Genomic DNA, 24,771 nt, shown 5'->3' with positions numbered 1-24,771 from the left:
ATGACGGGAACGATGAAGGAGCACGCCATGCACACCACGCGACTGACCAAGATTGGGAACTCCACGGGAGTCACCATCCCGCGCGACGTGCTGGCCGAAGCGCACCTTGACCGCGGCGATGAGGTGACGCTCAGCGTCCGTGATGGCCGCATTGAAATCGCCAGGGCCGATGATGCCTACAACCGGGCTATGGAAGCCGGCCGGGCGTTCGCCGCCCGCTACCGCCGTACCATGGCCGTGCTGGCGAAGTGAAGGAGCCGGTCTTTCCGCCCATTGAGGCGATCATCGACCTTCATGCGGAACTCTTGGCGGAGCACGGCGGGGCACCAGGGTTGCGTGATCGCGGCGCCCTGGAAGCCTCGCTTGCCCGCGCCCACCAGATCATCGCCTATGCGGATGGGCACGTCACCGTCTTTGATCTGGCGGCGGCGGTGTGCGTGAGCATCCTACGCAACCATCCCTTCGTGGACGGCAACAAGCGGGCCGGCTTCGTCGCTCTCGGCATGATCCTGCACATGAATGGTCTTCATCTCGACGTGAGCGAGCGGGAAGCCGCTGACATGATTCTGTCGGTGGCGGCAAGCGAACGGTCGGAAGACGAATTCCGCCAATGGGTTGCGGATAACAGCTTTGAAGGGTAGCCGTGACTAATCACGATAGTGCGCCCCTTGAACCGTGACTAGTCACGCCCATCTTTTGGGGGAACCTGTGACTAGTCACGCGCCATGCCCGATCAGACAGCAGCCGCCAGACAGGCAAAGCGCCGCGCCCGACTCGCTGAAGCCGCCGTTGCGCAGATCAACATCATTGCCCCTCAGTCCGCCCACGCTGCGCTTCGGGAGATAGCCCAGCGCACCAGGGCCGGGGAACCCCTCCACAAGGTGCTCCGCTCGCTGGCGATGCGAGCGACGAACGAAGACGTGCGATGGGGGCCGCTCGCCGTCCCCGATGATCTGGTGCCAGGGCCGGGAGAGGTCGCCGTTGCCGTCCGCACCGGAAGCCGGTCGAACGGCTACACGCGCAAGCTCATTGACCGGGCGGGCCTTCAGCGCCGGGACGATATAGCCGCGTGGTGCGGGATCGTCCCCAGAGAGATGGCGGACAAGCTGGCAGCGCGGGCAGGGACCACCAGCGCCACCGTCGTCACCCGGCCGGCGGCTTGATGTACCACCTGTACCACCACGCCATTTCCCAGGTGGTACAGAGGACGGAAACCGCAAGGTACTGAATTATCAGCGTTTCGCGACTTTGTACCACCTGTACCACCTGTACCACCAGAAAACATGAACCTCGTGTGAGACGTTGCGGCCTATCCCTGCGGCCTCCGCGCTTTCGCCAGCGGCACCACCTTGCCGGCCGTCGCCTCGCAGTACCGCGCCCACGCCTCCATCATCTTGCGGCGCTTCTCCAGCAGGTCGGAGCGGCGATAGGCTGCCTCCACCTTGCTTTCGAGCGCGTGGGCGAGCGCGGCCTCCGCTACCTCGCGGGGGAAGTTCGTCGCCTCCGCGCACCAGTCGCGGAAGGACGAACGGAAGCCGTGGGCGGTCGCGTCCACCTCCATCCGGCGCAAGAGCATGGTCAACGCCATGTCGGACATGGCCTTGCCCAACCGCTCGCCGGGGAAGACCAGGGCGGACGGATCATCGCTGGTGCGCAGCTCCCCGGCCGCCTTCAGCAGTGCCAGGGCGCGCGGCGCCAGCGGCACCACATGGGGCTTGCCGGCTTTCATCCGATCCGCGGGGATCGTCCACAGCTTGGCGTCGAGGTCGAATTCGTTCCACCGCGCCCCGCGCGCCTCGCCGCTGCGCACCGCGGTCAGCACCACGAACTCGAACAGCAGCTTGACCATGGGGCCGGCTTTCAGCGTCTCCCGCAGCCGGGCCAGGAAGGCGGGCACGTCGGCATAGGGCAGCGCGGCGAAGTGCCCCCGCTGCCCCTTCGGCTTCGGCAGGCCCTTGGTGACGCCGCGCACGGGGTTGTCGCCTTCCCGAAGGCCCTTGGCGGTCGCCCAATCCAGGACAGTGCCGATCCTCTGGCGCACCCGGCGGGCCGTTTCGTGCTTCTCCAGCCAGATGGGCAACAGCACGTCGCGCACCTCGGGCGTGCCGATCTTGTCCACGGTCACGGCGCCCAGCGTCGGGAAGACGTGCGCCTCCAGGGTGTTGAGCCACTGGTCGGCATGCTTGCCGTTCTTCCAACTGCCCTTGTGCTCTTCGTGGCAGGACCGCGCCGCTTCCGCGAACGTCGGCACGACTCGACGCTCGGCGCGGCGTTCGGCCAGCGGATCACCGCCGGCTCGGGCGGCCTTCCGCATCGTCGCGGCTGTCTCCCGCGCTTCCGCCAGCGACACCAGGGACGCGGAGCCGAGTCCGATGTCCCGGCGCTTCCCCTGGATCATCAGCCGCAACAGCCACCGCTTGGCGCCCGATGGGTCCACCTCCAGATAGAGACCGTTCCCGTCCGCGTGCCGGCCGGGCTTGGCGGAGCGCACCGCTACCGCTGTCAGGGCCTTTTCCGGGTGGCGCCCGTTCCGCTTCGGCAATTCGATTCCCCGTCGATCCTGCCCCACATTCTGCCCCACATTTTATGTGGGGTGTAGGCGGATAACAACGGACGTTGGCGGACAATCGAACAAAAGAAATTCAGCAGTTTCAAGGGGAACGCGGTAGAGGGTGGACATAGGCGGACAGCGGTTCGGCAGACCCCCCATCCGCCACAATCGCTACCATGGAACCGCTCGACGCTCCCGCCGACGAAGCGCAAGACGTCATTGCGGCGACTCCCGCCCACGTCTCGGCCGGGGCCGCGGTCAAGCTGCGGCGTGCGCTACGGTTCGTAGAAGGCGCCGCGCGGATTGACGAGATGGAGAAGGCCGCCCCTCTGGCTGGCAAGTTGGGGGCGCCCCCCGACGAACCGAGGTGCGAGGCTCCACCCGACATGATCGCCGCATCGCCATGGGCGGGCCGAAGTCGGCGCGTGGGATGACCAGGATTTCCCGGAGCCCCGCTCCACGGCAGCATGCTTTCGGGGGGAACTCTGAGGGCTATTCCCTCACGGCAGTCAGAAGCCGCTTCGCCAACTCGTCCAGTTCGGAATTCGATTGATTGCACAGCCAGCGCTGAACAAACGTTACCTTGTCGGGTTCATCAGCGAGGCAGGTTTAACGACCAAGCACACGTCCAAGTGTGCGCATTCCTCACATGTCCAATTCGGCATGCCCACTGCCACGTCTTCCGTTGCACCCCACGTCAAAGCGCTTTCTACGAGCATGGCGGCCCCCCGGATGCTGAATGTGCCGCTTCGTCGTCGGAGGCGAACTCAAGGAGGCGACGCTCCACGCGAAGAAGGAATTCGCGGCAGGCTATGCCGGATATCGCACGGCTATGCTCTCGGACAAGATGCACAGCACGGCAGCAGGACGACATTGGTCGGCTGTTCGGCATAGGCCATAGTCCTTATGTTGTAGGACCATAATGCGCATACAAACGCCGGCTGTCGAGTCAAATGGTTGTATCCAATCACAATCTTTTGCACTGAGGTTGCATACATCAATATGCGCAGGCCCGGCATGACAGTGATCGAGCACCAGCAAGGAGACAGAGCGTCGTGACATGGTTGGGCCGCTCTGAGGCGATCCGGCGCACGTTGATGGGTAGAATGATGGGTGGATGGCGTACCCTTCTTCAACCCCACCGTCCCCACCGCCGCCGCCCACGGCATCGCCTCGCCGGGTGCCGCCTCGTGCGACCACAACCCCACCCATCACCGCGGGGGCGCGACGATGCGCCGGCCTTGCACGGACCGCCGTCCACCACCACCTCCCCCAACCACGAACCAAAAAATCGCGGAGGATTCGCCCCCATGACCCTCGTCGAGCATGTCCGTGCCATGGCGCGGAACAACGCGTGGTCCAACCACCGGCTGCTCACCGCCTGCGCCGGCTTGACGGAGGAGGCGTTCGCGGCACCGCGGACCGGGTTCTTTCCCTCGCTGCAGGCGACGCTGAACCATATCCTGACGGTGGACTGTTTCTATCTGGACGCGCTGGAAGGCGGCGGCATGGGGCTGTCGGTGTTCGATCCGGCCATACCCTACCCCGCCGCCGCCGGGCTGGTGGAAGCGCAAGGAGCGGTGGACCGCCGGCTGATCGCCTTCTGCGACGGGCTTGCGGATCCGGACGGGCTGGAGCGCGTGGTGGTGATCGACCGGGGCGAGGACGGGCTGGACCGGGAAACGGTCGGGCAGGTGCTGGCGCACCTGTTCGTGCACCAGATCCACCACCGCGGCCAGGCGCACGCCATGCTGTCCGGCACCTGTGCCGAGCCGCCGCAGCTCGACGAGTTCTTCCTGGACTACGACCGCCGCCGCCGCGAGGGCGAGCTGCGTCGGCTGCGGCTGTGAGGGCCGGTCACTCCGGCGGCTTCAGGGCGTAGAAGCGGAAGCAGCGCAATCCCCGTTCCATGGCGTTCACACGCCGCACCCACAACTCCACCTCGTCCATGACGTTCATCTTGGTCTCATGGTCGAGGTGGTGCTTCTCCATATGCTCGACCAGCCGCTGGATGGCGGTCAGGATCAGGCCGCGGTGGGTGTCGGTGATGTCCTCCGCGATGCGCAGGTCGAGGTTGCGCTGGGCGAAGGCGTTGGCGAACTCCTCCTTGGTCCAGAGATGCGGTTCCTGCGGCTCGTGCTGGTGCCATGCGGTGAGGTCGTCGAGTTTGGCGCCGGGGGCCAGGATGTAGTCGGTGATCAGCACATGGCCGCGCGGCTTCAGGTGCACCTCGATCCCGTCGAACATCTGGTCCTTGCCGGCGACGGTGAACATCCCTTCCTTGTAGAACACGGCGTCGACGCGTCGGGCGAAGGAGAAGTTCTCGGGATCGTAGGCCTCGATGGGCGCCTGCTTGGCGAGCCCGGCCATGAAGGACCGCTCCATGCCGGCCTTGGCGAGCAGGGGAGACGCCTCCAGCCCGGTGACCCAGCAGCCGAACTTCGCGGCCATGGCGCGGCTGGTGCCGCCAAGCCCGGCCGACAGGTCGAGCACGCTCATCGCCGGGTTCAACCCCAATGGGCGCACGAGGTAGGGCACATGGTCGGCGCCACCGGGCGTGGAGAAGCCCTGACCCCAGATCTGTTCGGCGACCTGGATGCGGTTGGCACTCCACAGCGGCTTTCCCCAGCGGTTGACGCCGGGTTGTGCGACGGCTGGCTTGGCCGGTGCGGGTGCCGACGTTGGAGGTGGTGCTTCGTCGGCCGCACGGCGGTTCCGGGCGGAGAGGTCGTAACCCTCCCACCACGCCTTGAGCTTGGTCTTGAGGCTCGGCCCCTGCGACTCGTTTTCGTGATTTTGCCCGGTCATCGACACTGCGTCCGCTCCGTTGGCACCCCCCTCGGGTCATTCAGCCACGCGCGCACGGCGACCGGATGACACATCCCGACGCAGTTTGGCGCAATCCGGTTAAGCGCGCATTAAACAGATATTACAATGACCTTCGATGCATAGGTATGCACCGCGCATAGGACACCTCAGCGCGCGGCCACCACCGGAAGGCTCGTCCCGCGCAGCACCGCCCGGCAGGCGGCCGGCAGCGCCGGGGCCGGCGGCTTGGCCTCGCCCGGCGCGCGCTCGACCACCGGCCGTGAGGCGGAGCGGATCCAGTCGTACAGGTCGTCGTCGCAGCCGTCGCCCGGCGGCAGCTCCTTCTGCTCCTCGCACTGCGGGCTGCCGGGCGGGCAGCTCAGGCGGATGTGCATGTGGCCGTCGTGGCCGTACCAGGGCCGCACCTTGCGCAGCCAAACGCGGTCGGATCCGGGATGATCGCAGAGCGCCAGCTTGATGGCCGGATGCACGAAGATGCGGGCGACGCGCGGGTCGGACGCCGCGATGCGGATCATCCCGCCCTGCGCCGGGGTCCAGACACCGGCATCGACACGGCCGGCGTCGTAATCGACGTACTTGATCTCCTCCAGCCGCTCGCGCGCGGCGCGCCCCATGGGCGGCAGGTCGAGCCGCAGCCAGACATCGACGTCGAGCCCGATCTGGTGGCTGGCGTGGCCGAAGGTCATCGGTCCGCCGCGCGCCTGGCCCATATCGCCGATCAGGGCGGTGCCCAGCCCCGCCGTCGCCACACGGCGGCCGAAGTCGCGCACGAAGTCCACGAGCACGGGGTGGCCGAAATTGCGTTGGCGCGACAGGCGGATGGCCTGATAGCCGGTGCCCTCCCCCGGCAGCGCCACACCGCCGGCGAGGCACCCCGCGGCGTAGCCGCCAATGGCATAGGCGGCGCCTTTCGTCGGGCCGGGAGCGGCGGCCCAGGCGGCGGCCTGCAGCCCCTTCACGCGGTCGGTCGCCTTCTGCGGCTGGGCCTGCGCCGCGGCCCCGGTGAGGGTCGCCAGACCGAGCGCCAGCAGCGCGCCAAAAACGACACCACGCATCGGCCCCTCCACCCGCGTACGCCCCGATCGGGACCGGTGGATCTTATGCCGAACGACGATTAACGAAACATGGAGGAAATGGAACGATCACAGCGCGCGGAAGGCCGGCCCCCACCCCGGCCCGCATCGCCGGCCGGGGTGGGGGCCGCCGGATCACTTCTTGGTCCAGACCTCGGTGCCCTTCGCGCCCTTGTCCAGGCGGCGCCACCACGGGCCGCTCAGCGAACCGTCCGCACCGATGGTCAGGAGCATGATGCTGTTCTTGCCGTCGGCCACCGACGCCACCGCGAACACGTTGCCGGTCACCTGGCCGACGCCGACATAGGCGCCGTCGTCCCAGCTCACCTCCAGCGCTCCCGACGGGGCCTTCTTCACCACAACCTTGCCGGCCTCGGAATACTTGGAGCCGTCGGTGTCGGTGCCCGTGTAGCTGTAGTTGCCGACGACCGAGTCGGCGCTCTGGGCGAAGGCCGGAGCCACCATTCCGACAACCAGGGCCGCACCAAGAGCCAAGCTGCGAACCATGCTATTCCCCCATGAAGCACGGCGGCGACCAGTCGCCCCCTGGCGACCGCATACCACCTTCGTGCAGTCCGGACGTTAGATCGGATATTCTACGAACGTCAAACCCTATGATTGTAATGGATTCAGTCCAGGGTCTGCCGGTACCGCTTCAGCGCGATCACCGTCACCACCACCAGGAAGGCCAGCAGCGGCCCGATCTCCGGCAGGATCTCCGCCCAGCCGTTGCCCTTCAGCAGGATGCCGCGGACGATGCGCAGGAAGTGCGTCAGCGGCAGCACCTCCCCGATCGCCTGTGCCCAGCCGGGCATGCCGCGGAACGGGAACATGAAGCCCGACAGCAGCATCGATGGCAGGAAGAAGAAGAACGACATCTGCATCGCCTGGAGCTGGTTCTTCGCGACGGTGGAGAAGGTGAAACCGACCGCGAGGTTGGCGGCGATGAACAGGATCATCACCAGCGACAGCAACCCCAGGCTGCCGACGATCGGCACCTGGAACAGCACGCGCGCCGCCAGCACGATGATCACCACCTGCACGTAACCGACGAGGATGAAGGGAACGATCTTGCCCAGCATCACCTCGAACGGGCGCACGGGCATGGCCAGCAGGTTCTCCATGGTGCCGCGCTCCCGCTCGCGGGTGACGGCGAGCGAGGTCATGATCACCATGGTCATGGTCAGGATGGTGCCCATCAGGCCCGGCACCACGTTGTAGGCGGTGATCCCCTCCGGGTTGTAGCGGCGGTGGATGCGCAGATCGACCGGATCGGCTCCGGCCTTCAGATGGGCGAGCGGCCCGTCGAGCTCGGGGTCGAGCGCCGTGCGCGCCACCTGCATCAGGGCGGCGATGGCGTTCGACGTCGCCGCGGGGTCGGTGGCGTCCGCCTCCACCAGCAGCACCGGCCGGGCGCCGCGCTGCAGGTCGCGGGCGAAGCCGGCGGGGATGGTGACGGCGAACTGCACCTCCCCCTCCGCCAGCAGGCGGCCCAGCTCCGCCTCGTCCATCACCGCGCGGCCGATCTCGAAATAGCCGGAGTTCTTCATGGCCGCGACGATGGTGCGGGCGAACACGCTCTGATCAGCGGCCAACACCGCGGTGGGCAGCCGCTTGGGGTCGGAGTTGATGGCGAAGCCGAACAGCACGAGCTGCATGATCGGGATGCCGACCATCATCGCGAAGGTCAGCCGGTCCCGCCGCATCTGGATGAACTCCTTCACCAGAATGGCGAGGAAGCGCGCGGGCGAGAATCGGGCGGACATGGAAACCTCCCCCTTGTATCTCTCAGTTGCCTACCGGCTCACGCGAAATTGTCGGTGGAGCGGTTCATCAGGTGGATGAAGACGTCCTCCAGGGTCGGTTCGGCCTCGGCGACGGTCAGGCCGGGCTGCCCTCGCAGGGGGGCCAGCGCCGCCGCCAGGGCCGCCCCGTCGCTGCCGCTCACATGCAGGCGGGCGCCGAAGGCGGCGACCATCTCCACCTCGGGCCGGCCGGCCAGCTCGCGCTCCAACGGCCCGAGGTCGGGACCGGCGATGGTCCAGGTGTGCAGGCCGGAACGGGCAACCACCTCGTCGACCGTGCCCTCCGTCATCAGCCGGCCGTAGGCGAGATAGGCGATGGCGTGGCAGCGCTCGGCCTCGTCCATGTAATGGGTGCTGACCAGAACGGTCAGCCCGTCGCGGGCGAGCGCGTGGATCTCGTCCCAGAACTCCCGGCGCGCCTTGGGATCGACGCCGGCGGTCGGCTCGTCCAGCAGCAGCAGCTTGGGATCGTGCAGGATGCAGGCGGCCAGCGCCAGCCGCTGCTTCCACCCGCCCGACAGCTCCCCCGCCAACTGCCGGCGTCGGTTGCCGAGGCCCAGTCGCTCCAGCGCGTCGGCCACCCGCCGCTTGCGGTCGGACAGGCCGTACATGCGGGCGACGAAGTCCAGGTTCTCGGCGATGCTCAGATCCTCCCAGAAGCTGAACTTCTGGGTCATGTAGCCGACCTGCCGCTTGATGGCGGCGCTCTGGCTGCGGATGTCGAGGCCGAGGCAGGTCCCTTCCCCCGCGTCGGGGGTGAGCAGGCCGCACAGCATGCGGATGGTGGTGGTCTTGCCCGAACCGTTGGGGCCGAGGAAGCCATGGATGCGCCCGTGCCCGACGCGGATGGAGAAGCCGTCCACCACGGTCTTGGCGCCGAACCGCTTGACGAGGCCGCGCACGTCGATGGCTGGGCCGGAGTCGGCGGCGGCGGGCGCCGTCATGGCGGCAGCCCCACATCCACGGGCAGGCCGGGGGCGGCGGACCAGGACGGGTCCGGTGCCAGCTCGATCCGAAACACCAGCTTCTCGCGGCTGCCGACGCTGTAGATGACGGGTGGCGTGTACTCCGCACGCGGCGCCACGAAGGCGACCACCGCGGTCAGCCCGGCCGGGCAGCCGTCGCAGGACACCGGCAGCGCCTGCCCCGGCCGCACCCGCGCCACCAGCGGCTCCGGCACGAAGACCACCAGCTTGCGCCGCTCCGGCGGCAGCAGCGTGACGACGGGGGAGCCGGCCGGCACCCATTCGCCCGGGTTGTACAGCGTATCCTCCACCAGCGCGGCCGTCGGAGCCATCGGCGCCATCTCCGCCAGCCGCCGCTCCTGCTGCGCCAGCGCGGCCTCCGCCATCGCCAGCGCGGCCTCGGCCGCGGCGATCTGGTCGATGCGGGCCGGCAGGCGGGCGGTGTCGAGCTGGGCCGACAGCTCGGCCAGCCGCGCCACGTCGCGATCGCGGGCGGCGCGGGCAGCCTCCAGCCGCTCCACCGCGCCGACGTTGCGGCGCACCAGCACCTCCTGACGGTGCAGCTCGGCCTGGGTCTGGTGCAGGCTGGCCTCGGTCTGCGCCGTCTGCGCGGCGATCACGGCGATCTCCTCCGGCCGCTTGCCCTTGGTCAGATCGGCGCGCTGGGACTTGGCCTGGGCGACGGCGGCGGCGAGGCGATCCCGCTCGGCCCGCGCCATGGTCCGGTCGAGCGCGAAGAGCGGCGCCCCCGCCTCCACCGTCCGGCCACGCACAACGTTCAGCTTGTCCAGCGTGGCAGCGACGGGGGCGGCGATGCGCAGATACTCCCCCTCCACATAGCCGTGCGCCACCGGGCCGGCGGGCGGGCCGGACAGGCCGAGGAACAGGGCGACGGCGGCGACGGCATCGGAAAACCAGGTCATGGCGGGCCTCCCTTCGGGGCGTCGGCGGCCAGGGACCGGCGGAGATGGTCGAGGTGGGTGTCGAGCAGGGCGGCCAGATCCAGCGGCTCGGCCGCCACCGGCTCGAAGGTCGATTTCCACAGGGACGCCAGCAGCAGCGGCCCGATAATCACCGGCACCATGGCGCGCGCGTCCACCGGCCGGAACTCCCCCCGCTCGATCCCGCGGCGGAGCACGGCGGCCACCGTGGCGAAGCCGCGGCGTGCCACCTCGTCGTGGTAGAAGCGGGCGAGTTCGGGGAAGTTGCCGGCCTCCGCCAGGATCAGCTTGGGGATGACGCCGGCGCGTGTGCCGACGATCCGCCCCGCCAGCCGGCGCACCACCATCTCCAGCAGCTCGAAGGAGCCGCCGGAGAAGCTGCCGGCCAGCCGTTCCGCCTCGTCGATGGTGGCGACGACGGCGTCGCGGACCACCGCCTTGAACAGCTCCTCCTTGTTCGGGAAGTACAGGTAGAGCGTGCCCTTGGAGATGCCGGCGCGTGCAGCGACGTCGTCCAGCCGGGATGCCGCGAAACCGCGCTCGGCGAACAGCTCCAGCGCGGCGGCGGTGATCTCCTGCGGGCGCGCCTCCTTGCGGCGGCGCCAGCGCGGCGACGGGTCGGTGGCCATAACGGCCTCGTTTATTAATGACCGGTCAGTTATTAATACCTCCGGACCGTCGGCGCAAGCGCGCGGAATGACGCGGACCGATCGCGCCACCCGTCCACAAAAGAGTTGCTGCGCCGCAGCATTGCCGTTACGAAAGCTCTTGCCTTTGCGGGCATAGTCGCCGATGCTCGCATCGTCCGCGTCGTCAATTGAGGAGCTGCTCCAGGCATTTCCGGGCACGCGGGCACAGGACGGACCCCGGTCCCGGCCCAGCGCATGGGCTGCAAACCGGGGCGGGAATTGCGATCAAGGGCGACGCAGAGGGATAGGGTCCAGGGTTGCGGCCGGCCGAAGCGGCACCATCCGGTGCGGCGGGCCAGCGTGACGGCCATTGGAGGTGTGATCCATGCGGGTTGTGTCGCGCCAGTCCTCGTCGAACCTTGAATTGCTGGCGATCTACGAGGTCAGCAAGATCCTCGGCTCGTCGCTCGATCTGCAGCAGACCCTGCGTGAAGTCCTGCGGGTGCTGTCCTACCATCTCCAGATGCGCCGGGGCCGGGTCTATCTGCTGGGCGACGACAACGTGTTGCGGCTGGTCGCCGTGAACGGATTCTCCAACGAGCAGATCACCGCCACTGCGATCAGCGAGGGCGAGGGCATCAGCGACCGGATCCTGAAGACCGGCATGCCGGTGGTGATCCCCAACCTGGCCGAGGAGCCGCTGTTCCGGAACGTCGCCGGCGGGCGCGAGGACCTCGATGAACAGATCGCGTCGCTGGTCGGCGTGCCGATCAAGGCGGCGGGAAGCGTCGTCGGCGTGCTGACCATCGACCGCATCTCCGACGAGGGTCCGACCACCCATTTCGGCAGCGACGTGCGCTTCCTGTCCATGGTCGCCAACCTGATCGGCCAGACGGTTCGGCTGCACCGCACGGTCGCCGAGGAGCGGCGCTACATGATGCGGGAGACCTTCCGCGTCCAGAAGGAGCTCCGCCAGCCCGAGCCGATCGCCGACATCGTCGGCGGCAGCCCCAGCATGATGGAGGTGCTGGCGCAGGTGCACCGTGTGGCGCCCTTCAAGTCCACCGTGCTGATCCGCGGCGAGAGCGGCACCGGCAAGGAGCTGATCGCCCGCGCCATCCACAACCTGAGCCAGCGCAAGGACGGCCCCTTCATCCGCGTGAATTGCGCGGCACTGCCGGAGTCGCTGCTGGAATCGGAGCTGTTCGGCCACGAGAAGGGCGCCTTCACCGGCGCCCAGAAGGATCACAAGGGCCGTTTCGAGCTGGCGTCCGGCGGCACCCTGTTCCTGGACGAGATCGGCGACATCTCCAGCAACTTCCAGGCGAAGCTGCTGCGCGTGCTACAGGAGCAGGAGTTCGAGCGCATCGGCGGCACCAAGACCATCCGCACCGACGTGCGCATGGTCTGCGCCACCAACGCCAATCTGGAAGAGGCGGTGGGCCAGGGCAAGTTCCGCGCCGACCTGTATTTCCGCATCAACGTGATCAGCATCATGCTGCCGCCGCTGCGCGAACGGCCGGGCGACATCGCCACGCTGGCCCGCCATTTCGTGACCAAGTTTAGCAAGGACAACGGGCTGAACATCAAGCTGGCCGACGACGCGGTGGGCGTGCTGGACCGCTGTCCGTGGCCCGGCAACGTGCGCGAGCTGGAGAACTGCGTCGAGCGCGCAGCCACCCAGTGCACGAACGGCGTCATCAAGGCCGTCGACCTGTCCTGCAGCATGAATCTCTGCAACTCGTCGATCCTGTTCCAGTACCGGACCACCGGCACACCGGTGGGCGGCCTCGCCCCCGCCGCGGCGGTCACCCCGACCGGGCCGCGGCCGGCGGCCCCGAACGGCCACAACGGCGGCGCGCCCCCCTTCTCCGCCCCCCCCTTCTCCGTACAGTCCTCCCCGCTGCCGGCCCCGGCGGCGTCGCCCAACGGCAAGCCCTGGCCGGCCTGCGCGTCGGCCTGCGCGGCCAGCCCGACCTGCGGTTCCGGCACCAGCAGCGTCACGGTGCCGCTGGCCCCCCTGCCCGAACCGGAGCCGGCCGACGGCGCCGAGGCCGACGCCGATGCCGACGCCCTGTCCGACGTACCGGACAACGGCTCGCTGCGCGAGCGGCTGTTGTGGGCGATGGACCGGACGGGGTGGGTGCAGGCGAAGGCGGCACGCCTTCTCGGCATGACCACCCGCCAGGTGAGTTACGCGCTCCGTAAGTACAACATTGAAATCAAGCGCTTCTGAGCAACGGGCTTCCATGGTATCGTGCCGGACGGAACGCGCGTCGGCGCCCGGCGCCCGTTTCCGTCACCGGTAAACCGCGACGATCCATGGAAAAGCCCCTCGCCATCCTGTTCGTGGACATCGCGGACAGCACCCAGCTCTACGAGCAGATCGGCAATATGCGCGCGTCTGCGCTGACGCGGAAGATGCTGTTCCACCTGCGGCTGGCGATCGAGGTGAACGGCGGCACCGTCATCAAGACGCTGGGCGACGGGCTGCTGGCCGCCTTCCCGACCGCCGACGACGCGGCCTGGGCCTCCATGAGCATGATCGACAGTGCCCCGCTTTTCGGGCTGCGGCTGCGCGTCGGCATCCATTACGGTGCGGTGGTGGAGCGGGCGGAGGATCTGTACGGCGATGCCTGCAACGTCGCGGCGCGGGTCGAGCACATCGCCAAGCCCGGCGAGATCCTGGCGACCGACGCCTTCGTCCAGCAGCTCACGCCGCGCATGCAGGCGCGCAGCAAGCCGCTGTCCAACGTGTCCGTGCGCGGCAAGTCCGCACCCATCCGCATTCACGAACTGCGCCCGACCATCCCCGGCGAGGACACGACGGTCGACAGCACGACGCTCGGCATCTCCCTGCCCAAACCGGGCGGCGAGGGAATGCTGGTGTTGCGCATCACCTACCGCGGCCACACCTACACGGCCAACCGGCTCTACCCGCGCCTGACCGTCGGCCGGGAGGAGAGCAGCGACGTCCGCATCCTCTCCCGCCAGACCTCGCGCCAGCACGCGGTGATCGACTTCAGCCGGGAAAGCTTCATCCTGACCGACCATTCCACCAACGGCTCCTTCGTGCGCAACGGCAACGCCCACGCGGTGGCGCTGCGCCGCGACAGCACCAAGCTGAGCGGCTCCGGCCTGATCGGATTCGGCGCCGAGCCCTTCGAGGCGGACCAGGACCACGTCGCCAGCTTCACCTGCGACATGGCCTGAAACCCCGCGTTTCCTTGGGTTTCACCGCTTCGCCGCTCTGCAACAATCGGTAACAAAGAGTGATTTGTCCCTGTCGGGAGCGGGTGTTAGCTAGTGAGTGCGGTCATTCGCGACACTGGATGGAAGCAAATCCAACCATTGGGATTGCCAACAACCAGCCGAAGTGAGTCCCGGCCGCGCTCACAGCAGGACGACACCGTGCAACACGCCCGCAGGATCACCGAAGGATTGTTCCAGCGCACGCTGAAGCGGCCGGTTCGTTTTTCCGGCGTCGGTCTTCATTCGGGCGCGCGGATCACGATGACCCTGTCGCCCGCGGAGGCCGGCAGCGGCATCACCTTCCTGCGCACCGACAAGCGCGGCGCCGCCGCGGTGCTCCCCGCCGCCTGGGACCGGGTGGTGGACACCCGCCTGTGCACTGTGCTGGGCAACGACGCCGGAACCACGGTCGGCACGGTGGAGCATCTGATGGCCGCGCTGCGCGGTTGCGGCATCGACAACGCCGAGATCGCCATCGACGGGGCCGAGGTGGCCATCATGGACGGCAGCTCCGCCGCCTTCGTGGAAGCCATTGCCAGCGTCGGCACCACCCGGCAGTCCATGCCGCGGCGCGTAATCCGCATCCTGAAGCCGGTCACCGCGGTTGAGGGGCACAAGACCGCCTCCTTCACCCCGGACGACGCCGAGATTTTCAGCTTCGAGATCGACTTCGACAGCGCGGCGATCGCCAATCAGACCTATTGCTTCGAGCTGACCGACGGTGCCTTCGGCGACGAGATCGGCCGCGCCCGCACCTTCGGCTTCCTGCACGAGGTGGAGATGATGCGGCGCATGGGTCTGGCCCGCGGCGGCTCGCTCGACAACGCCATCGTCATCGACCGCGACCGGGTGATGAACGAGGGCGGCCTGCGCTACAGCGACGAGTTTGTGCGCCACAAGATCCTGGACGCGGTGGGCGACCTCTACCTCGCCGGCGCTTCGATCGTCGGCCGCTTCCACGGCCACCGCTCCGGCCATGCGCTGAACAACAAGCTGCTGCGCACGCTGTTCGCCGACAGCTCCGCCTGGTGCTGGGACACTCCGGCCGAGACGCTGGTCCCGGCGGTGTGGAGCCACCGTGAGAAGCGGCTGGCCGTGGCGTAAGCCACTCACGCCCATCGACCCCGTCCCGGACACCGGGCTCGCGCAACCGCCGAGCCCGGTGTTTCTTTTCGGGCAGGCCGCTGCGGTCCCATTGCCCTTGCCGCCCCGCCCCCGCGCCGTGCTATACAGGCGCCACCTCAGACCGACTACGCCGAAACGCCGATGCCCCTCCGCCCGTACCGCCCCCTTCTCGCCACCGCGCTGATGGTGTTGGCGCTCGCCGGCTGCTCGTCCACCAAGGACGAGCTGGAGTATGTGGAGCGCCCGCCCGAGACCATTTACGCCGAGGCGGAGGCGGCCATGAAGGCCGGCACCTACAAGACGGCGGCCAAGCTGTACGACGAGGTGGAGCGGCAGCACCCCTATTCGCAGTGGGCGACCAAGGCGCAGCTCATGGCGGCCTACGCCCATTACGAGGATTTGAAGTACGACGACGCGATCCTGGCGCTCGACCGCTTCATCCAGTTGCACCCCGGCGCGCCGGAGGTGGCCTACGCCTACTACATGCGGGCGCTGGCCTATTACGAGCAGATCACCGACGTGCGCCGCGACCAGCGCATGACGCGCAACGCGCTGAACGCCTTGCAGGAGGTCGTCCGCCGCTTCCCGGAGACGGAGTACGCGCGCGACGCCAAGCTGAAGATCGACCTGACCAACGACCATCTCGCCGGCAAGGAGATGGAGGTCGGCCGCTTCTACCTGCGCCAGGGCCAGTACACCGCCGCCATCGGCCGCTTCCGGGCGGTGATCGAGAATTTCCAGACCACCTCCCACACGCCGGAGGCGCTGCACCGCCTGGTCGAGTGCTATCTCGCGCTCGGCATCACCGACGAGGCGCGGACCGCGGCGGCCGTTCTCGGCCACAACTACCCGGGCAGCGAATGGTACATGGACAGCTACGCGCTGCTGGTGGACGCCAACGTGCGTCCGGCCCGCAACGAACAGTCGTGGATCAGCCGGGCCCTCAGCTCCCTCTCGCCGTTCTAGGACGGTCCATGCTGGTCACGCTGTCGATCCGGGACGTCGTCCTGATCGAGAAGCTGTCGCTGACCTTCCGCCGCGGCCTGTGCGTGCTAACCGGCGAGACGGGTGCCGGAAAGTCCATCCTGCTCGACGCGCTGGGTCTGGCGCTGGGTGCGCGGGCCGACAGCGGGTTGGTGCGGCACGGCGCCGATCAAGCCTCCGTCACGGCGGAGTTCGAGCTGTCCGGCGACCACCCCGCCTTCGCCATCCTCAAGGAACAGGGGCTCGATCCCGACGACCGGCTGGTGGTGCGGCGCACCGTCAGCGCCGATGGGCGCAGCCGCGCCTGGGTCAACGATCAGGCGGTCGGTGTCGGGCTGCTGAAGCGGCTGGGGGAGGAGCTGGTCGAGGTGCACGGCCAGTTCGACACCCACGGCCTGCTGAACCCGCAGACCCACCGCGGCGTGCTCGACGCCTACGCCAAACTCGACATCCAGGCCGCCCAGGTCGCCGCCGCCTACCGCGGCTGGCGGCAGGTGGAGGACGCCCGCGCCAACGCCGCCGCCGAGATCGCCCGCGCCCGCGCGGAGGAAGAGTATCTGCGCCACGCCGTGGCCGAACTCGACAGCCTCAACCCCCGCCCCGGCGAGGAGGAGGAGCTGGCCGAGACGCGCGCCGTGCTGATGCACCGCGAGAAGCTGGTGGACGCCATGAACGCCGCCTTCGCCGAGCTGTCCGGCGACCGCGGCGTCGAGCGGGCGCTGGCCAGCGCCTCGCGCGTGCTGGCGCGCATCGCCGACAAGGCGGCCGGCAAGCTGGACGCCGCCATCGACGCGCTGGACCGTGCCGCCAACGAGGCGGCGGAGGCGGTGGCCGCCCTCCAGGCCGCGTCGGCCGACATGGATCTGGATCCGGCCGCGCTGGAGAAGCTGGAGGAGCGGCTGTTCGCGCTGCGCGCCGCCGCCCGCAAGCATTCCGTCGATGTGGACGGTCTGGCCGCCCTGCGCCAGGACTTCGCCGGCCGTCTGGCCCTGATCGAGGATCAGGGCGACCTGCTCGCCCGCCTCGCGCGGGAGGCGGAGACCGCGCGCGCCGCGTACCGCAAGGCCGCCGACGCGCTGAGCGCCGGCCGGCGGGACGCGGCGAAGCGGCTGGACAAGGCGGTCGCCGCCGAGCTGCCGCCGCTGAAACTGGAGAAGGCCCGATTCCAGACCACGGTCGAGGCGCTGGAGGAGGCGGACTGGGGGCCGCACGGCATCGACCGCGTGGCCTTCCAGGTCGCCACCAACCCCGGCGCCCCGGCGGGTGCCCTGAACAAGATCGCGTCGGGCGGCGAGCTGGCCCGCTTCATGCTGGCGCTGAAAGTGGTGCTGGCCCAGACCGGCACCGTCGGCACGCTGGTGTTCGACGAGGTGGACACCGGCATCGGCGGCGCCGTCGCCGCCGCGGTCGGCGAACGGCTGGCCGCGCTGGGTCAGGTCCGGCAGGTGCTGGTCGTCACCCACAGCCCGCAGGTCGCCGCCCGCGGCTCGGTGCACCTGAAGGTGCAGAAGACCGCCCGGCGCGACGCCGTGACCACCGGCGTCGCCGAGCTGGACGGCGATGAGCGGCGCGAGGAGATCGCCCGCATGCTCTCCGGCGCCACCGTCACCCCGGAAGCCCGCGCCGCCGCCGACAGCCTGATCGCCGGCCGGGGCTGACGGCCCCGCGGCGATCCGCCGTCGGGGCCACCCCGCCCGGTCACACCGTGAAGTACTTCGCCCGCGGGTGGTGGCAGACGATGGCCGACGTGCTCTGCTCCGGGTGGAGCTGGAACTCGTCGGACATCTCCACCCCGATGCGGCCGGCGTCGAGCAGGCGCAGCAGCGCCTCCTGGTCCTGCAGGTTCGGGCAGGCGGGATAGCCGAAGCTGTAGCGGCTGCCGCGGTAGTCCTGCTGCAGCAGCTTCTCCTTGTCGCGGCTGTCCTCCGCCCCGAAGCCCAGTTCGGAGCGGATGCGGGCGTGCACGTACTCCGCCATCGCCTCGGCCATCTCAACCGACAGGCCGTGCAGGTACAGGTAGTCCTGGTAGCGGTTCTCGGCGAACCAGTCGCGCGCCACGTCGCTGGCCCGCTGGCCCATGGTGACGATCTGGAGACCGATGACGTCGCGCTGCGGGTCGGTCACGTCGCGGAAGAAGTCCGCCACGCACTCCCCGTCCTCCCGGCCCTGGCGGGGCAGCGTGAAGCGCGCGGTCTCGGTCCGCCCGTCCTCCTCGAACAGGATCACGTCGTTGCCGTCGGCGGCGCATTTCCAATAGCCGTAGACCGCCTGCGGGATCAGGATCTCCTCCTTGGCGGCGATGCGCAGGATGCGGTCGAGCACCGGCCGCAGCTCCTTCTTCGCCCACTCCTTGAACTCCTCGAAGGACTTGCCGTCCTTCCGGTAGCCCCACTGGAGCTGGTAGAGCATGCGCTCGTTCAGGTAGGTGACCAGCGTCTTCAGCGGCACGAACTCCACCAGCTTCGGCCCCCAGAAGGGCGGCGTCGGAACCGGCACGCCCTCGGCCAGGCGCGCACGGCGGGCGCGTACGGCCTCCACGTCCACCGGCCCGGTGGCGGCACCGGTGGCCTGTCCCAGCACGCGGCGGCGGTTGGTCGCGCGTCCCTTGCGCTTGGCCTGCTGGATGGCGAGCTGGGTGTCGAACTGGCCGGTGACCACCTGGTCCATCAGCGTCAGCCCGTCGAAGGCGTCGCCCGCGTACGCCACGCGGCCCGACGCGTACGAGCGCACGCAATCCTCCTCCACATAGGCGCGGGTGAGGGCGGCACCGCCCAGCACCACCGGAACCTCCAGCCCCTCGCGGCTCAGCTCCATCAGGTTCTCGCGCATGACCACGGTGGACTTCACCAGCAGGCCGGACATGCCGATGGCATCCGCCTTGTGCTCCTTCGCCGCCTGGATGATGCTGGCGATCGGCTGCTTGATGCCGAGGTTGACGACCTTGTAGCCGTTGTTGGTGAGGATGATGTCCACGAGGTTCTTGCCGATGTCGTGGACGTCGCCCTTCACCGTGGCCAGCACCATGGTGCCCTTCTGCTGGCCCTCCACCTTCTCCATGAAGGGTTCGAGCCACGCCACCGCGGTCTTCATCGTCTCCGCCGACTGGAGCACGAAGGGAAGCTGCATCTTGCCGGCACCGAACAGCTCGCCCACCACCTTCATGCCGTCGAGCAGGAAGTTGTTGATGATCTCCAGCGGCGGGTGGGTCACCATCGCCGTCTTAAGGTCATCCTCAAGCCCCGTGCGGTCGCCGTCGACGATGCGCTGCTTCAGGCATTCCTCGATGGTGTCGGGCCGCACCTTCTTCTTGGCGTCGGCGGCCTTGCGCCCTTCGAACAGCGCGATGAAGGCCTGGAGCGGGTCGTAACCGTCCGCACGGCGGTCGAAGATCAGGTCTTCCGCCGTCTTCACCTCCTTCTCGGCGATCTGGTGCAGCGGCATGATCTTGGAGACGTGCACGATGGCCCCGGTCATCCCGCGCTTCACCGCATGGTCGAGAAAGACCGAGTTCAGCACGTGCCGCGCCGCCGCGTTCAGCCCGAAGGACACGTTGGACAGGCCCAGGATGATCTGGCAACCGGGCATCGCCTCGGCGATGGCGGCGATGCCGTCCAGAGTCTCGATGGCGAGACGCCGGTCGTCCTCGTTGCCGGTTGCGATGGTGAAGGTCAGCGGGTCGAACAGCAGGTCGTGCGGCTTCAGCCCGTACTCGTTCACCGCCATGTCGTAGAGGCGTTGTGCGATCGCCAGCTTGCGCTCGGCGGTCTTGGCCATCCCCTCCTCGTCGATGGTCAGCGCGATCACCGCGGCCCCGAACTTCTTGGCGAGCGCCAGCCGCTTGCGGGCCGGCTCCTCGCCATCCTCGAAGTTGATCGAGTTGATGATCGCCTTGCCACCATAGAGAGCCAGCGCCGATTCAAGCACCACGTACTCGGTGCTGTCGATCACCAGCGGCGCGGTGACCGAGCCGACGAAGCGACCCACCACCTCGTTCATCTCCGCGACCTCGTCGCGCCCGACGAAGGCGGTGCAGACGTCCAGCGCGTGGGAGCCCTCGCGCGTCTGCTCGCGGGCCATATCGACGCAGCCGTCCCAATCCCCGCGCTCCTGAAGCTCGCGCCACTTCTTGGAGCCGTTGGCGTTGCAACGCTCGCCGATGGCGAAGAAGGCGTTCTCCTGCCGCAGCGTCACCTGCGAGTAGAGCGAGGCCACCGCCGGCACCCAATGCACCGTGCGGTTCTTGACATTGGGGCGGAGCTGCCCGGCCGGCGCCAGCTTGCGCAGCATGGCGTCGGCGGCGCCGATGTGCGGCACGTTGGTGCCGCAGCAGCCGCCAACCATGTTGACCCCGTCCTCGGCCACGAAACGCTCCAGCCATGTGGCGAAGTCGCCGGCCTGAAGCGGGTAGTGGGTCTTGCCGTCCACCAGTTCCGGCAGGCCGGCGTTGGGCTGAACGGAGATCAGCCCCGGCCAGTTCTGCGCCAGCCACTTCACGTGCTCGCTCATCTCCAGCGGGCCGGTGGCGCAGTTGAGGCCGATCAGCGGCACGTCGAGCGCATCGATGATGGTGGCCGCCGCCGCGATGTCGGTGCCGACCAGCAGCGTGCCGGTGGTCTCCACCGTCACCTGCACGAAGACGGGGGTGTCGGTCCCCGCCTCGGCGCGGGCGCGCTTGACGCCGTTGACGGCGGACTTGATCTGCAACGGGTCCTGGCAGGTCTCGATCAGGATGGCGTCGCAGCCGCCGGCGATCAGCCCGGCCGCCTGCACATGGAAGGATGCCTCCGCCGCGGCGTAGGCGATGTGGCCCAGGCTGGGCAGCTTGGTGCCCGGCCCGATGGAGCCCAGCACGAAGCGGTCGCGCCCGTCGCCGAAGCTCTCGGCGGCCTCGCGCGCCAGCTCGACCGCGCGCTTGTTGATCGCGTGCGCCTTGTCGCCGATGCCGAACTCGCCCAGCGTGACCGGCGAGGCGCCGAAGGTGTCCGTCTCCACCATGTCCGCCCCGGCCTCGAAATAGCCGCGGTGGATGTCGCGCACGATGTCCGGCCGCGACAGCGGCAGGATGTCCGTGCAGTTCTCATGCCCCCAGAAATCCCGCTCGACGTCGAGGTCGATCGCCTGGATGCGGCTGCCGAACCCGCCGTCGCAAAGGAGCACGCGGTCGCGGAGGAGGTCGAGGATGTGGGGCATGGGGATCGTCTGTTCTTCTTGGCAAAAGGGCGGGGTCAGTCGAGGGCGTGCCGGTTCGCCGGCCACCAGTCATCGTCGAGCGGTTGGTCGAGGTCGTAGGGGCACTCGTCCGGCAGCAGCCGTTCGTCCACCCGGTTCTGATTCAACCCGTCCACCGCAAAGCCGCGGCCACGCCGCCAAGCGGTGACGAGGTCGATGCGGCCGCGCAGGGAGGGGCTGTCGTCAAGCGCATCCAGCGCCGCGGCGCGCTGCTCGCGCACCGATTTGCGCCAGCCGCCGCACGGGTCGGCGGCGGGGGAGAATTCCAGCTTCAGCAGATGCTCGATGACGCGGGCGAGCGCCGATTGCACCGACCGGCGGTCGCTCTTGCCCATGCCCTCGATCTCCTCGGCCAAGTGCGCGAAGTCCAGCGGCAGGTTGACCCTTACCGCGGACGCCTCGCGCAGCAGCCGGGCCTGTTCCTGGGTCCAGGCGTAGATGTCCTCGTCGCAAGCCGGGTGCCGGTCCATGGTCAGTCCTCCAGCCCGCGCCGGTTCGCCGGCCACCACGCGCGGTCGAGCAGCCGGTCGAGACCATAGGGGCAGGCTTCCGGCAACTCCTCCGCCCGAACCCCATCGCGGGCGAGGCCAAGGGCGGCAAGGTCGCGCGCCGTCGCGTACTCGCCATCCAGGTCGATGCGGTTGCGCAGGGACGGGCTGGCCTTCAGGTCCTTGGCGGCGCGGGCGCGGTGCTCGATCACGGATGCCTTCCAGCCCGCGCGCGGGTCGGCGGCGGGGGAGAACTCGAGCTTCAGCAGATGCTCCATCACCCTCATCAGGGCGCTCTCTACCGCGCTCAGCTCCGACCGCCCCACGCCTTCGACCTCCTCCGCCAGTTTGTCCCAGTCGATCGGCGTGTTCGTCCGCTCGGCCGCCGCCTCGCGCAGCAGCCGCGCCTGATCCTGGGTCCAGGCGAAGAAGTCCTCGTCGTAGCCGGGATGCCGGTCCATGGTCAGTCCTCCAGCCCGTGGCGGTTGACCGGCCACCAATCGTGGTCCAGCACCTGCTCCAGCGTATAGGGACAGGCGTCGGGCAGGACCGATTCCGGCAGGCCATCGCGCGCCATCCCGCGGGCCGCGAAGCGGCGGGCGTCCTGATAGCGGCGCTCCAGGTCGATGCGGCCGCACAGGGAGGGGCTGGCCTCCATCTCCTCCCACGCCGCCACGCGATGGGTGAGCACGGACTCCTCCCAGCCCGGCCGGCGGTCGGCAGCCGGCGCGTGTTCGAGCTTCAACAGATGCTCGATCACCCACATCAGAGCGCTGCCCAGCGCCCGGACCTCCGACCGCTCCATGCTCTCCACCTCCTCCGCCAGGTTCTCCCAGTCTATGGGCGCGTTCACCCGCTCGGCCGCGGCGTCGCGCAGGCGCCGCGCCTGGTCCTGGGTCCAGGCGTAGAAATCGTCGTCGTAGGCGGGGTGGCGGTCCATGGGTGGGGTTCCCTTGCCGGACTCCGGTCAGTGTAGCATGGGTGGATCAGGCTCCCGCCACCGCCTCCGCCGGGACCGCCTTCGCGCGCACGCCCAGCAGGTGGCAGATCGCGACGGTCAGGTCGGCCCGGTTCAGCGTGTAGAAGTGGAAATCGTGCACGCCCTGCGCGCGCAGCGCCTGGCACTGCTCGGCGCAGACCGTGGCGGCGACGAGTTGGCGCGTCTCCGGGTCGGCGTCCAGCCCATCGAAGGCGTCGGCCATGGCGGCGGGCACGGCCGCGCCGCAGCGGCCGGCGAACTCCACCGCGCGGGCGAAGTTGGTGATGGGCAGGATGCCGGGCACGATGGGCACATCGATGCCGGCCGCGCGCGCACGGTCCACGAAGCGGAAATAGGCGTCGTTGTCGAAGAAGAACTGGGTGATCGCGCGCGTCGCCCCGGCGTCGATCTTGCGCTTGAGGTTGTCGAGGTCGGCCTCGGCCGAGCCGGCCTCCGGGTGCTTCTCGGGATAGGCCGCGACCGACAGCTCGAAATCGGCCACCCGGCGCAGGCCCGCCACCAGATCGGCGGCGTAGGGGTAGCCACCGGGGTGCGGCGTGTAATGGCCGGCCACGCCTCCCGCCGCCTCCGGCGGATCGCCGCGCAGCGCCACGATGTGGCGGATGCCGGCGTCCCAGTAGGTCCGGGCGACGGCGTCGATCTCGTCGGCGGTGGCGCCGACGCAGGTCAGGTGGGCGGCGGCGTGGATGCCGGTCTCGCTCTGGATGCGGCAGACCGTGGCGTGGGTGCGCTCGCGCGTCGAGCCGCCCGCGCCGTAGGTGACGGACACGAAGGCCGGCGCCAGCGGGGCAAGCCGCCGGATCGCCTGCCACAGGCTCTGTTCCATCTTCTCCGTCTTGGGCGGGAAGAACTCGAAGCTGACCGTCGGCGCGCCGGACGTCATGAAAGGGCTCCGGTGGTGATGGGTTGAGGGGTGGCCACCGACCGCCGCGGCGGCCGGAAGGCGGGCCAGATGGACACGGTGAGCGGGTCGCCCGGCAGATGCACGACCGGGCCGCAGTCGAGTCCCGACTGCCGGCACCAGTGCACCACTTCCTCGTCGGCGAAGCCCAGGCGGCGATGGGCGTGCTCGGCGCGCAGGCTTTCCAGCCCGTGCGGGGCGAAATCCACCACCAGCAGCCGCCCGCCGGGGCGCAGCACGCGCGCCGATTCGGCCAGCACCTCGGCGGGGGACTCGGCGAAATGCAGCACCTGATGGACGGTCACGGCATCGAAGCTGCCGGTGGAGAAGGGAAGCTGGTACATGTCCGCCTGCCGGACATGACAGTGGCGCAGCCCCGCCTCCTCCAGCTTCAGGCGGGCGACGGCCAGCATCTCGCGCGACTGGTCGACGCCCACGGCGCGCTCGGCGCGCGGCCCCAGCAGTTCGAGGACGCGGCCGGTGCCGGTTCCGATGTCGAGCAAGGAGCCGATGCCGTCGAGCGGCAGAAGGCGCAGCAGCGCCTCCTCCACCTCGCGCTCGGGCACATGCAGAGCGCGGATCTCATGCCAGCGCGACGCGTTTTCACGGAAATAGGCGGCGGCCGATTCGGCGCGCCCGCGCTTGATCGCCTCCAGCCGCTCCAGGTCGAGCGCCAGCACCGGGTCGTCGGCGGGAATGGCGTCCACCAGCACGCGGGCCAGCGCCGCGGAGGCTCCCGATTCGGCCAGCCGGAAGAAGGCGAAGGTGCCTTCCCGGAAGCGATCGAGCAAACCGGCGTCACACAGCAACTTCAGGTGGCGGGAGACGCGCGGCTGGCTCTGCCCCAATATCTGGGTCAGCTCTGTGACCGTGAGCTCACCATGCGCGCACAGCGCCAGCAACCGGAGTCGCGTGGTCTCCGCCGCCGCCTTCAGGGTTCCCAACAGATCATCCATGCGCCGCCAGCCCTCCGTCACGCTGCCGAATACAGATATAAAG

General features: G+C 69.0%; 23 protein-coding genes. 9 read left to right on the top strand and 14 right to left on the bottom strand.

Annotated elements, in window-relative coordinates:
• Positions 1 to 27 precede the first annotated feature (27 nt).
• From HL658_RS16855 to HL658_RS16845, 3 genes are all read left to right on the top strand, one after another.
• Positions 28 to 252, top strand: a complete 225-nt coding sequence (locus HL658_RS16855) for an AbrB/MazE/SpoVT family DNA-binding domain-containing protein (protein WP_180283487.1) — start codon at positions 28 to 30, stop codon at positions 250 to 252.
• Complete coding sequence (locus HL658_RS16850; protein ID WP_180283486.1) at positions 249 to 641, top strand: type II toxin-antitoxin system death-on-curing family toxin; 393 nt, start codon at positions 249 to 251, stop codon at positions 639 to 641. Before HL658_RS16855 ends, HL658_RS16850 begins: the two co-directional genes overlap by 4 nt.
• A gap of 84 nt (positions 642 to 725) precedes the next feature.
• Entirely contained in the window at positions 726 to 1,163 is a 438-nt protein-coding gene (locus tag HL658_RS16845) for a hypothetical protein (RefSeq protein WP_180283485.1), read from the top strand.
• A 146-nt stretch (positions 1,164 to 1,309) separates the two neighbouring features.
• Here the strand turns inward: HL658_RS16845 and HL658_RS16840 are convergent, their stop codons facing one another.
• Complete coding sequence (locus HL658_RS16840) at positions 1,310 to 2,542, bottom strand: tyrosine-type recombinase/integrase (RefSeq protein ID WP_180283484.1); 1,233 nt, start codon at positions 2,540 to 2,542, stop codon at positions 1,310 to 1,312.
• Positions 2,543 to 3,861: 1,319 nt separating this feature from the next.
• Here HL658_RS16840 and HL658_RS16835 point away from each other — a divergent pair.
• On the top strand, positions 3,862 to 4,401 hold the full coding sequence (locus HL658_RS16835; protein ID WP_180283483.1) for a DinB family protein: 540 nt from the start codon (positions 3,862 to 3,864) through the stop codon (positions 4,399 to 4,401).
• A gap of 7 nt (positions 4,402 to 4,408) precedes the next feature.
• Here the strand turns inward: HL658_RS16835 and HL658_RS16830 are convergent, their stop codons facing one another.
• The 7 genes from HL658_RS16830 to HL658_RS16800 form a co-directional block, all read right to left on the bottom strand.
• On the bottom strand, positions 4,409 to 5,359 hold the full coding sequence (locus HL658_RS16830) for a methyltransferase domain-containing protein (protein WP_180283482.1): 951 nt from the start codon (positions 5,357 to 5,359) through the stop codon (positions 4,409 to 4,411).
• Positions 5,360 to 5,526: 167 nt separating this feature from the next.
• A complete protein-coding gene (gene mepA / locus HL658_RS16825) occupies positions 5,527 to 6,435 on the bottom strand; it encodes a penicillin-insensitive murein endopeptidase (RefSeq protein ID WP_180283481.1) in 909 nt (302 codons plus the stop codon).
• 153 nt (positions 6,436 to 6,588) lie between these two features.
• Complete coding sequence (locus HL658_RS16820) at positions 6,589 to 6,918, bottom strand: hypothetical protein (RefSeq protein WP_246337653.1); 330 nt, start codon at positions 6,916 to 6,918, stop codon at positions 6,589 to 6,591.
• Positions 6,919 to 7,082: 164 nt separating this feature from the next.
• A complete protein-coding gene (locus HL658_RS16815; protein ID WP_180283479.1) occupies positions 7,083 to 8,219 on the bottom strand; it encodes an ABC transporter permease in 1,137 nt (378 codons plus the stop codon).
• Between the two features lie 38 nt (positions 8,220 to 8,257).
• Entirely contained in the window at positions 8,258 to 9,202 is a 945-nt protein-coding gene (locus HL658_RS16810) for an ABC transporter ATP-binding protein (RefSeq protein ID WP_180283478.1), read from the bottom strand.
• Positions 9,199 to 10,146 (bottom strand): HlyD family secretion protein, encoded by a 948-nt coding sequence (locus HL658_RS16805; protein ID WP_180283477.1) that lies wholly within the window; start codon positions 10,144 to 10,146, stop codon positions 9,199 to 9,201. The genes HL658_RS16810 and HL658_RS16805 overlap by 4 nt, the downstream gene beginning before the upstream one ends.
• Positions 10,143 to 10,793, bottom strand: coding sequence for a TetR/AcrR family transcriptional regulator (locus HL658_RS16800; protein ID WP_180283476.1), 651 nt, complete (start codon positions 10,791 to 10,793; stop codon positions 10,143 to 10,145). Before HL658_RS16800 ends, HL658_RS16805 begins: the two co-directional genes overlap by 4 nt.
• Positions 10,794 to 11,178: 385 nt before the next feature.
• Between HL658_RS16800 and nifA the strand changes: the two genes are divergently transcribed.
• From nifA to recN, 5 genes are all read left to right on the top strand, one after another.
• Positions 11,179 to 13,029, top strand: a complete 1,851-nt coding sequence (gene nifA, locus HL658_RS16795) for a nif-specific transcriptional activator NifA (protein WP_180283475.1) — start codon at positions 11,179 to 11,181, stop codon at positions 13,027 to 13,029.
• A gap of 86 nt (positions 13,030 to 13,115) precedes the next feature.
• Entirely contained in the window at positions 13,116 to 14,006 is an 891-nt protein-coding gene (locus HL658_RS16790) for an adenylate/guanylate cyclase domain-containing protein (RefSeq protein WP_180283474.1), read from the top strand.
• A gap of 198 nt (positions 14,007 to 14,204) precedes the next feature.
• Positions 14,205 to 15,149 carry a UDP-3-O-acyl-N-acetylglucosamine deacetylase gene (lpxC, locus tag HL658_RS16785; RefSeq protein WP_180283473.1) on the top strand — a complete coding sequence of 315 codons (945 nt, stop codon included), beginning with the start codon at positions 14,205 to 14,207 and terminating at the stop codon, positions 15,147 to 15,149.
• A gap of 162 nt (positions 15,150 to 15,311) precedes the next feature.
• Complete coding sequence (locus HL658_RS16780; RefSeq protein ID WP_180283472.1) at positions 15,312 to 16,136, top strand: outer membrane protein assembly factor BamD; 825 nt, start codon at positions 15,312 to 15,314, stop codon at positions 16,134 to 16,136.
• Positions 16,137 to 16,144: 8 nt separating this feature from the next.
• The gene (gene recN, locus HL658_RS16775) at positions 16,145 to 17,812 is read left to right on the top strand and encodes a DNA repair protein RecN (RefSeq protein WP_180283471.1); all 1,668 of its coding nucleotides are present in this window, start codon (positions 16,145 to 16,147) and stop codon (positions 17,810 to 17,812) included.
• Positions 17,813 to 17,852: 40 nt separating this feature from the next.
• On the opposite strand, the gene metH is transcribed toward recN, so the two are convergent.
• The 6 genes from metH to HL658_RS16745 are packed head-to-tail and all read right to left on the bottom strand — an operon-like array spanning position 17,853 to position 24,728.
• Positions 17,853 to 21,344, bottom strand: coding sequence for a methionine synthase (metH, locus tag HL658_RS16770; RefSeq protein WP_180283470.1), 3,492 nt, complete (start codon positions 21,342 to 21,344; stop codon positions 17,853 to 17,855).
• Positions 21,345 to 21,379: 35 nt separating this feature from the next.
• Complete coding sequence (locus tag HL658_RS16765; protein ID WP_180283469.1) at positions 21,380 to 21,853, bottom strand: DUF29 domain-containing protein; 474 nt, start codon at positions 21,851 to 21,853, stop codon at positions 21,380 to 21,382.
• Between the two features lie 2 nt (positions 21,854 to 21,855).
• Complete coding sequence (locus HL658_RS16760; protein WP_180283468.1) at positions 21,856 to 22,332, bottom strand: DUF29 domain-containing protein; 477 nt, start codon at positions 22,330 to 22,332, stop codon at positions 21,856 to 21,858.
• 2 nt (positions 22,333 to 22,334) lie between these two features.
• Positions 22,335 to 22,811 carry a DUF29 domain-containing protein gene (locus HL658_RS16755; RefSeq protein WP_180283467.1) on the bottom strand — a complete coding sequence of 159 codons (477 nt, stop codon included), beginning with the start codon at positions 22,809 to 22,811 and terminating at the stop codon, positions 22,335 to 22,337.
• 46 nt (positions 22,812 to 22,857) lie between these two features.
• On the bottom strand, positions 22,858 to 23,754 hold the full coding sequence (gene metF, locus HL658_RS16750) for a methylenetetrahydrofolate reductase [NAD(P)H] (RefSeq protein WP_180283466.1): 897 nt from the start codon (positions 23,752 to 23,754) through the stop codon (positions 22,858 to 22,860).
• A complete protein-coding gene (locus tag HL658_RS16745; protein ID WP_180283465.1) occupies positions 23,751 to 24,728 on the bottom strand; it encodes an ArsR/SmtB family transcription factor in 978 nt (325 codons plus the stop codon). The genes metF and HL658_RS16745 overlap by 4 nt, the downstream gene beginning before the upstream one ends.
• Positions 24,729 to 24,771 lie beyond the last annotated feature (43 nt).

It is taken from the genome of Azospirillum oleiclasticum, assembly GCF_013423485.1.
In the GTDB taxonomy this organism is placed as follows: Bacteria; Pseudomonadota; Alphaproteobacteria; order Azospirillales; family Azospirillaceae; genus Azospirillum; species Azospirillum oleiclasticum.
Note: the sequence above shows the minus strand (reverse complement) of the source record. Positions and strands in the feature narration are given on the sequence as shown.

Bases quoted from the DNA above. Each gene is read 5' to 3' on its own strand.
- HL658_RS16855 (WP_180283487.1), top strand. From the start codon at position 28: ATGCACACCACGCGACTGACCAAGATTGGGAACTCCACGGGAGTCACC.
- HL658_RS16845 (WP_180283485.1), top strand. From the start codon at position 726: ATGCCCGATCAGACAGCAGCCGCCAGACAGGCAAAGCGCCGCGCCCGA.
- HL658_RS16835 (WP_180283483.1), top strand. From the start codon at position 3,862: ATGACCCTCGTCGAGCATGTCCGTGCCATGGCGCGGAACAACGCGTGG.
- HL658_RS16830 (WP_180283482.1), bottom strand. From the start codon at position 5,359: ATGACCGGGCAAAATCACGAAAACGAGTCGCAGGGGCCGAGCCTCAAG.
- mepA (WP_180283481.1), bottom strand. From the start codon at position 6,435: ATGCGTGGTGTCGTTTTTGGCGCGCTGCTGGCGCTCGGTCTGGCGACC.
- HL658_RS16820 (WP_246337653.1), bottom strand. From the start codon at position 6,918: ATGGTGGCTCCGGCCTTCGCCCAGAGCGCCGACTCGGTCGTCGGCAAC.
- HL658_RS16815 (WP_180283479.1), bottom strand. From the start codon at position 8,219: ATGTCCGCCCGATTCTCGCCCGCGCGCTTCCTCGCCATTCTGGTGAAG.
- HL658_RS16810 (WP_180283478.1), bottom strand. From the start codon at position 9,202: ATGACGGCGCCCGCCGCCGCCGACTCCGGCCCAGCCATCGACGTGCGC.
- HL658_RS16805 (WP_180283477.1), bottom strand. From the start codon at position 10,146: ATGACCTGGTTTTCCGATGCCGTCGCCGCCGTCGCCCTGTTCCTCGGC.
- HL658_RS16800 (WP_180283476.1), bottom strand. From the start codon at position 10,793: ATGGCCACCGACCCGTCGCCGCGCTGGCGCCGCCGCAAGGAGGCGCGC.
- nifA (WP_180283475.1), top strand. From the start codon at position 11,179: ATGCGGGTTGTGTCGCGCCAGTCCTCGTCGAACCTTGAATTGCTGGCG.
- HL658_RS16790 (WP_180283474.1), top strand. From the start codon at position 13,116: ATGGAAAAGCCCCTCGCCATCCTGTTCGTGGACATCGCGGACAGCACC.
- HL658_RS16780 (WP_180283472.1), top strand. From the start codon at position 15,312: ATGCCCCTCCGCCCGTACCGCCCCCTTCTCGCCACCGCGCTGATGGTG.
- recN (WP_180283471.1), top strand. From the start codon at position 16,145: ATGCTGGTCACGCTGTCGATCCGGGACGTCGTCCTGATCGAGAAGCTG.
- metH (WP_180283470.1), bottom strand. From the start codon at position 21,344: ATGCCCCACATCCTCGACCTCCTCCGCGACCGCGTGCTCCTTTGCGAC.
- HL658_RS16765 (WP_180283469.1), bottom strand. From the start codon at position 21,853: ATGGACCGGCACCCGGCTTGCGACGAGGACATCTACGCCTGGACCCAG.
- HL658_RS16760 (WP_180283468.1), bottom strand. From the start codon at position 22,332: ATGGACCGGCATCCCGGCTACGACGAGGACTTCTTCGCCTGGACCCAG.
- HL658_RS16755 (WP_180283467.1), bottom strand. From the start codon at position 22,811: ATGGACCGCCACCCCGCCTACGACGACGATTTCTACGCCTGGACCCAG.
- metF (WP_180283466.1), bottom strand. From the start codon at position 23,754: ATGACGTCCGGCGCGCCGACGGTCAGCTTCGAGTTCTTCCCGCCCAAG.
- HL658_RS16745 (WP_180283465.1), bottom strand. From the start codon at position 24,728: ATGGATGATCTGTTGGGAACCCTGAAGGCGGCGGCGGAGACCACGCGA.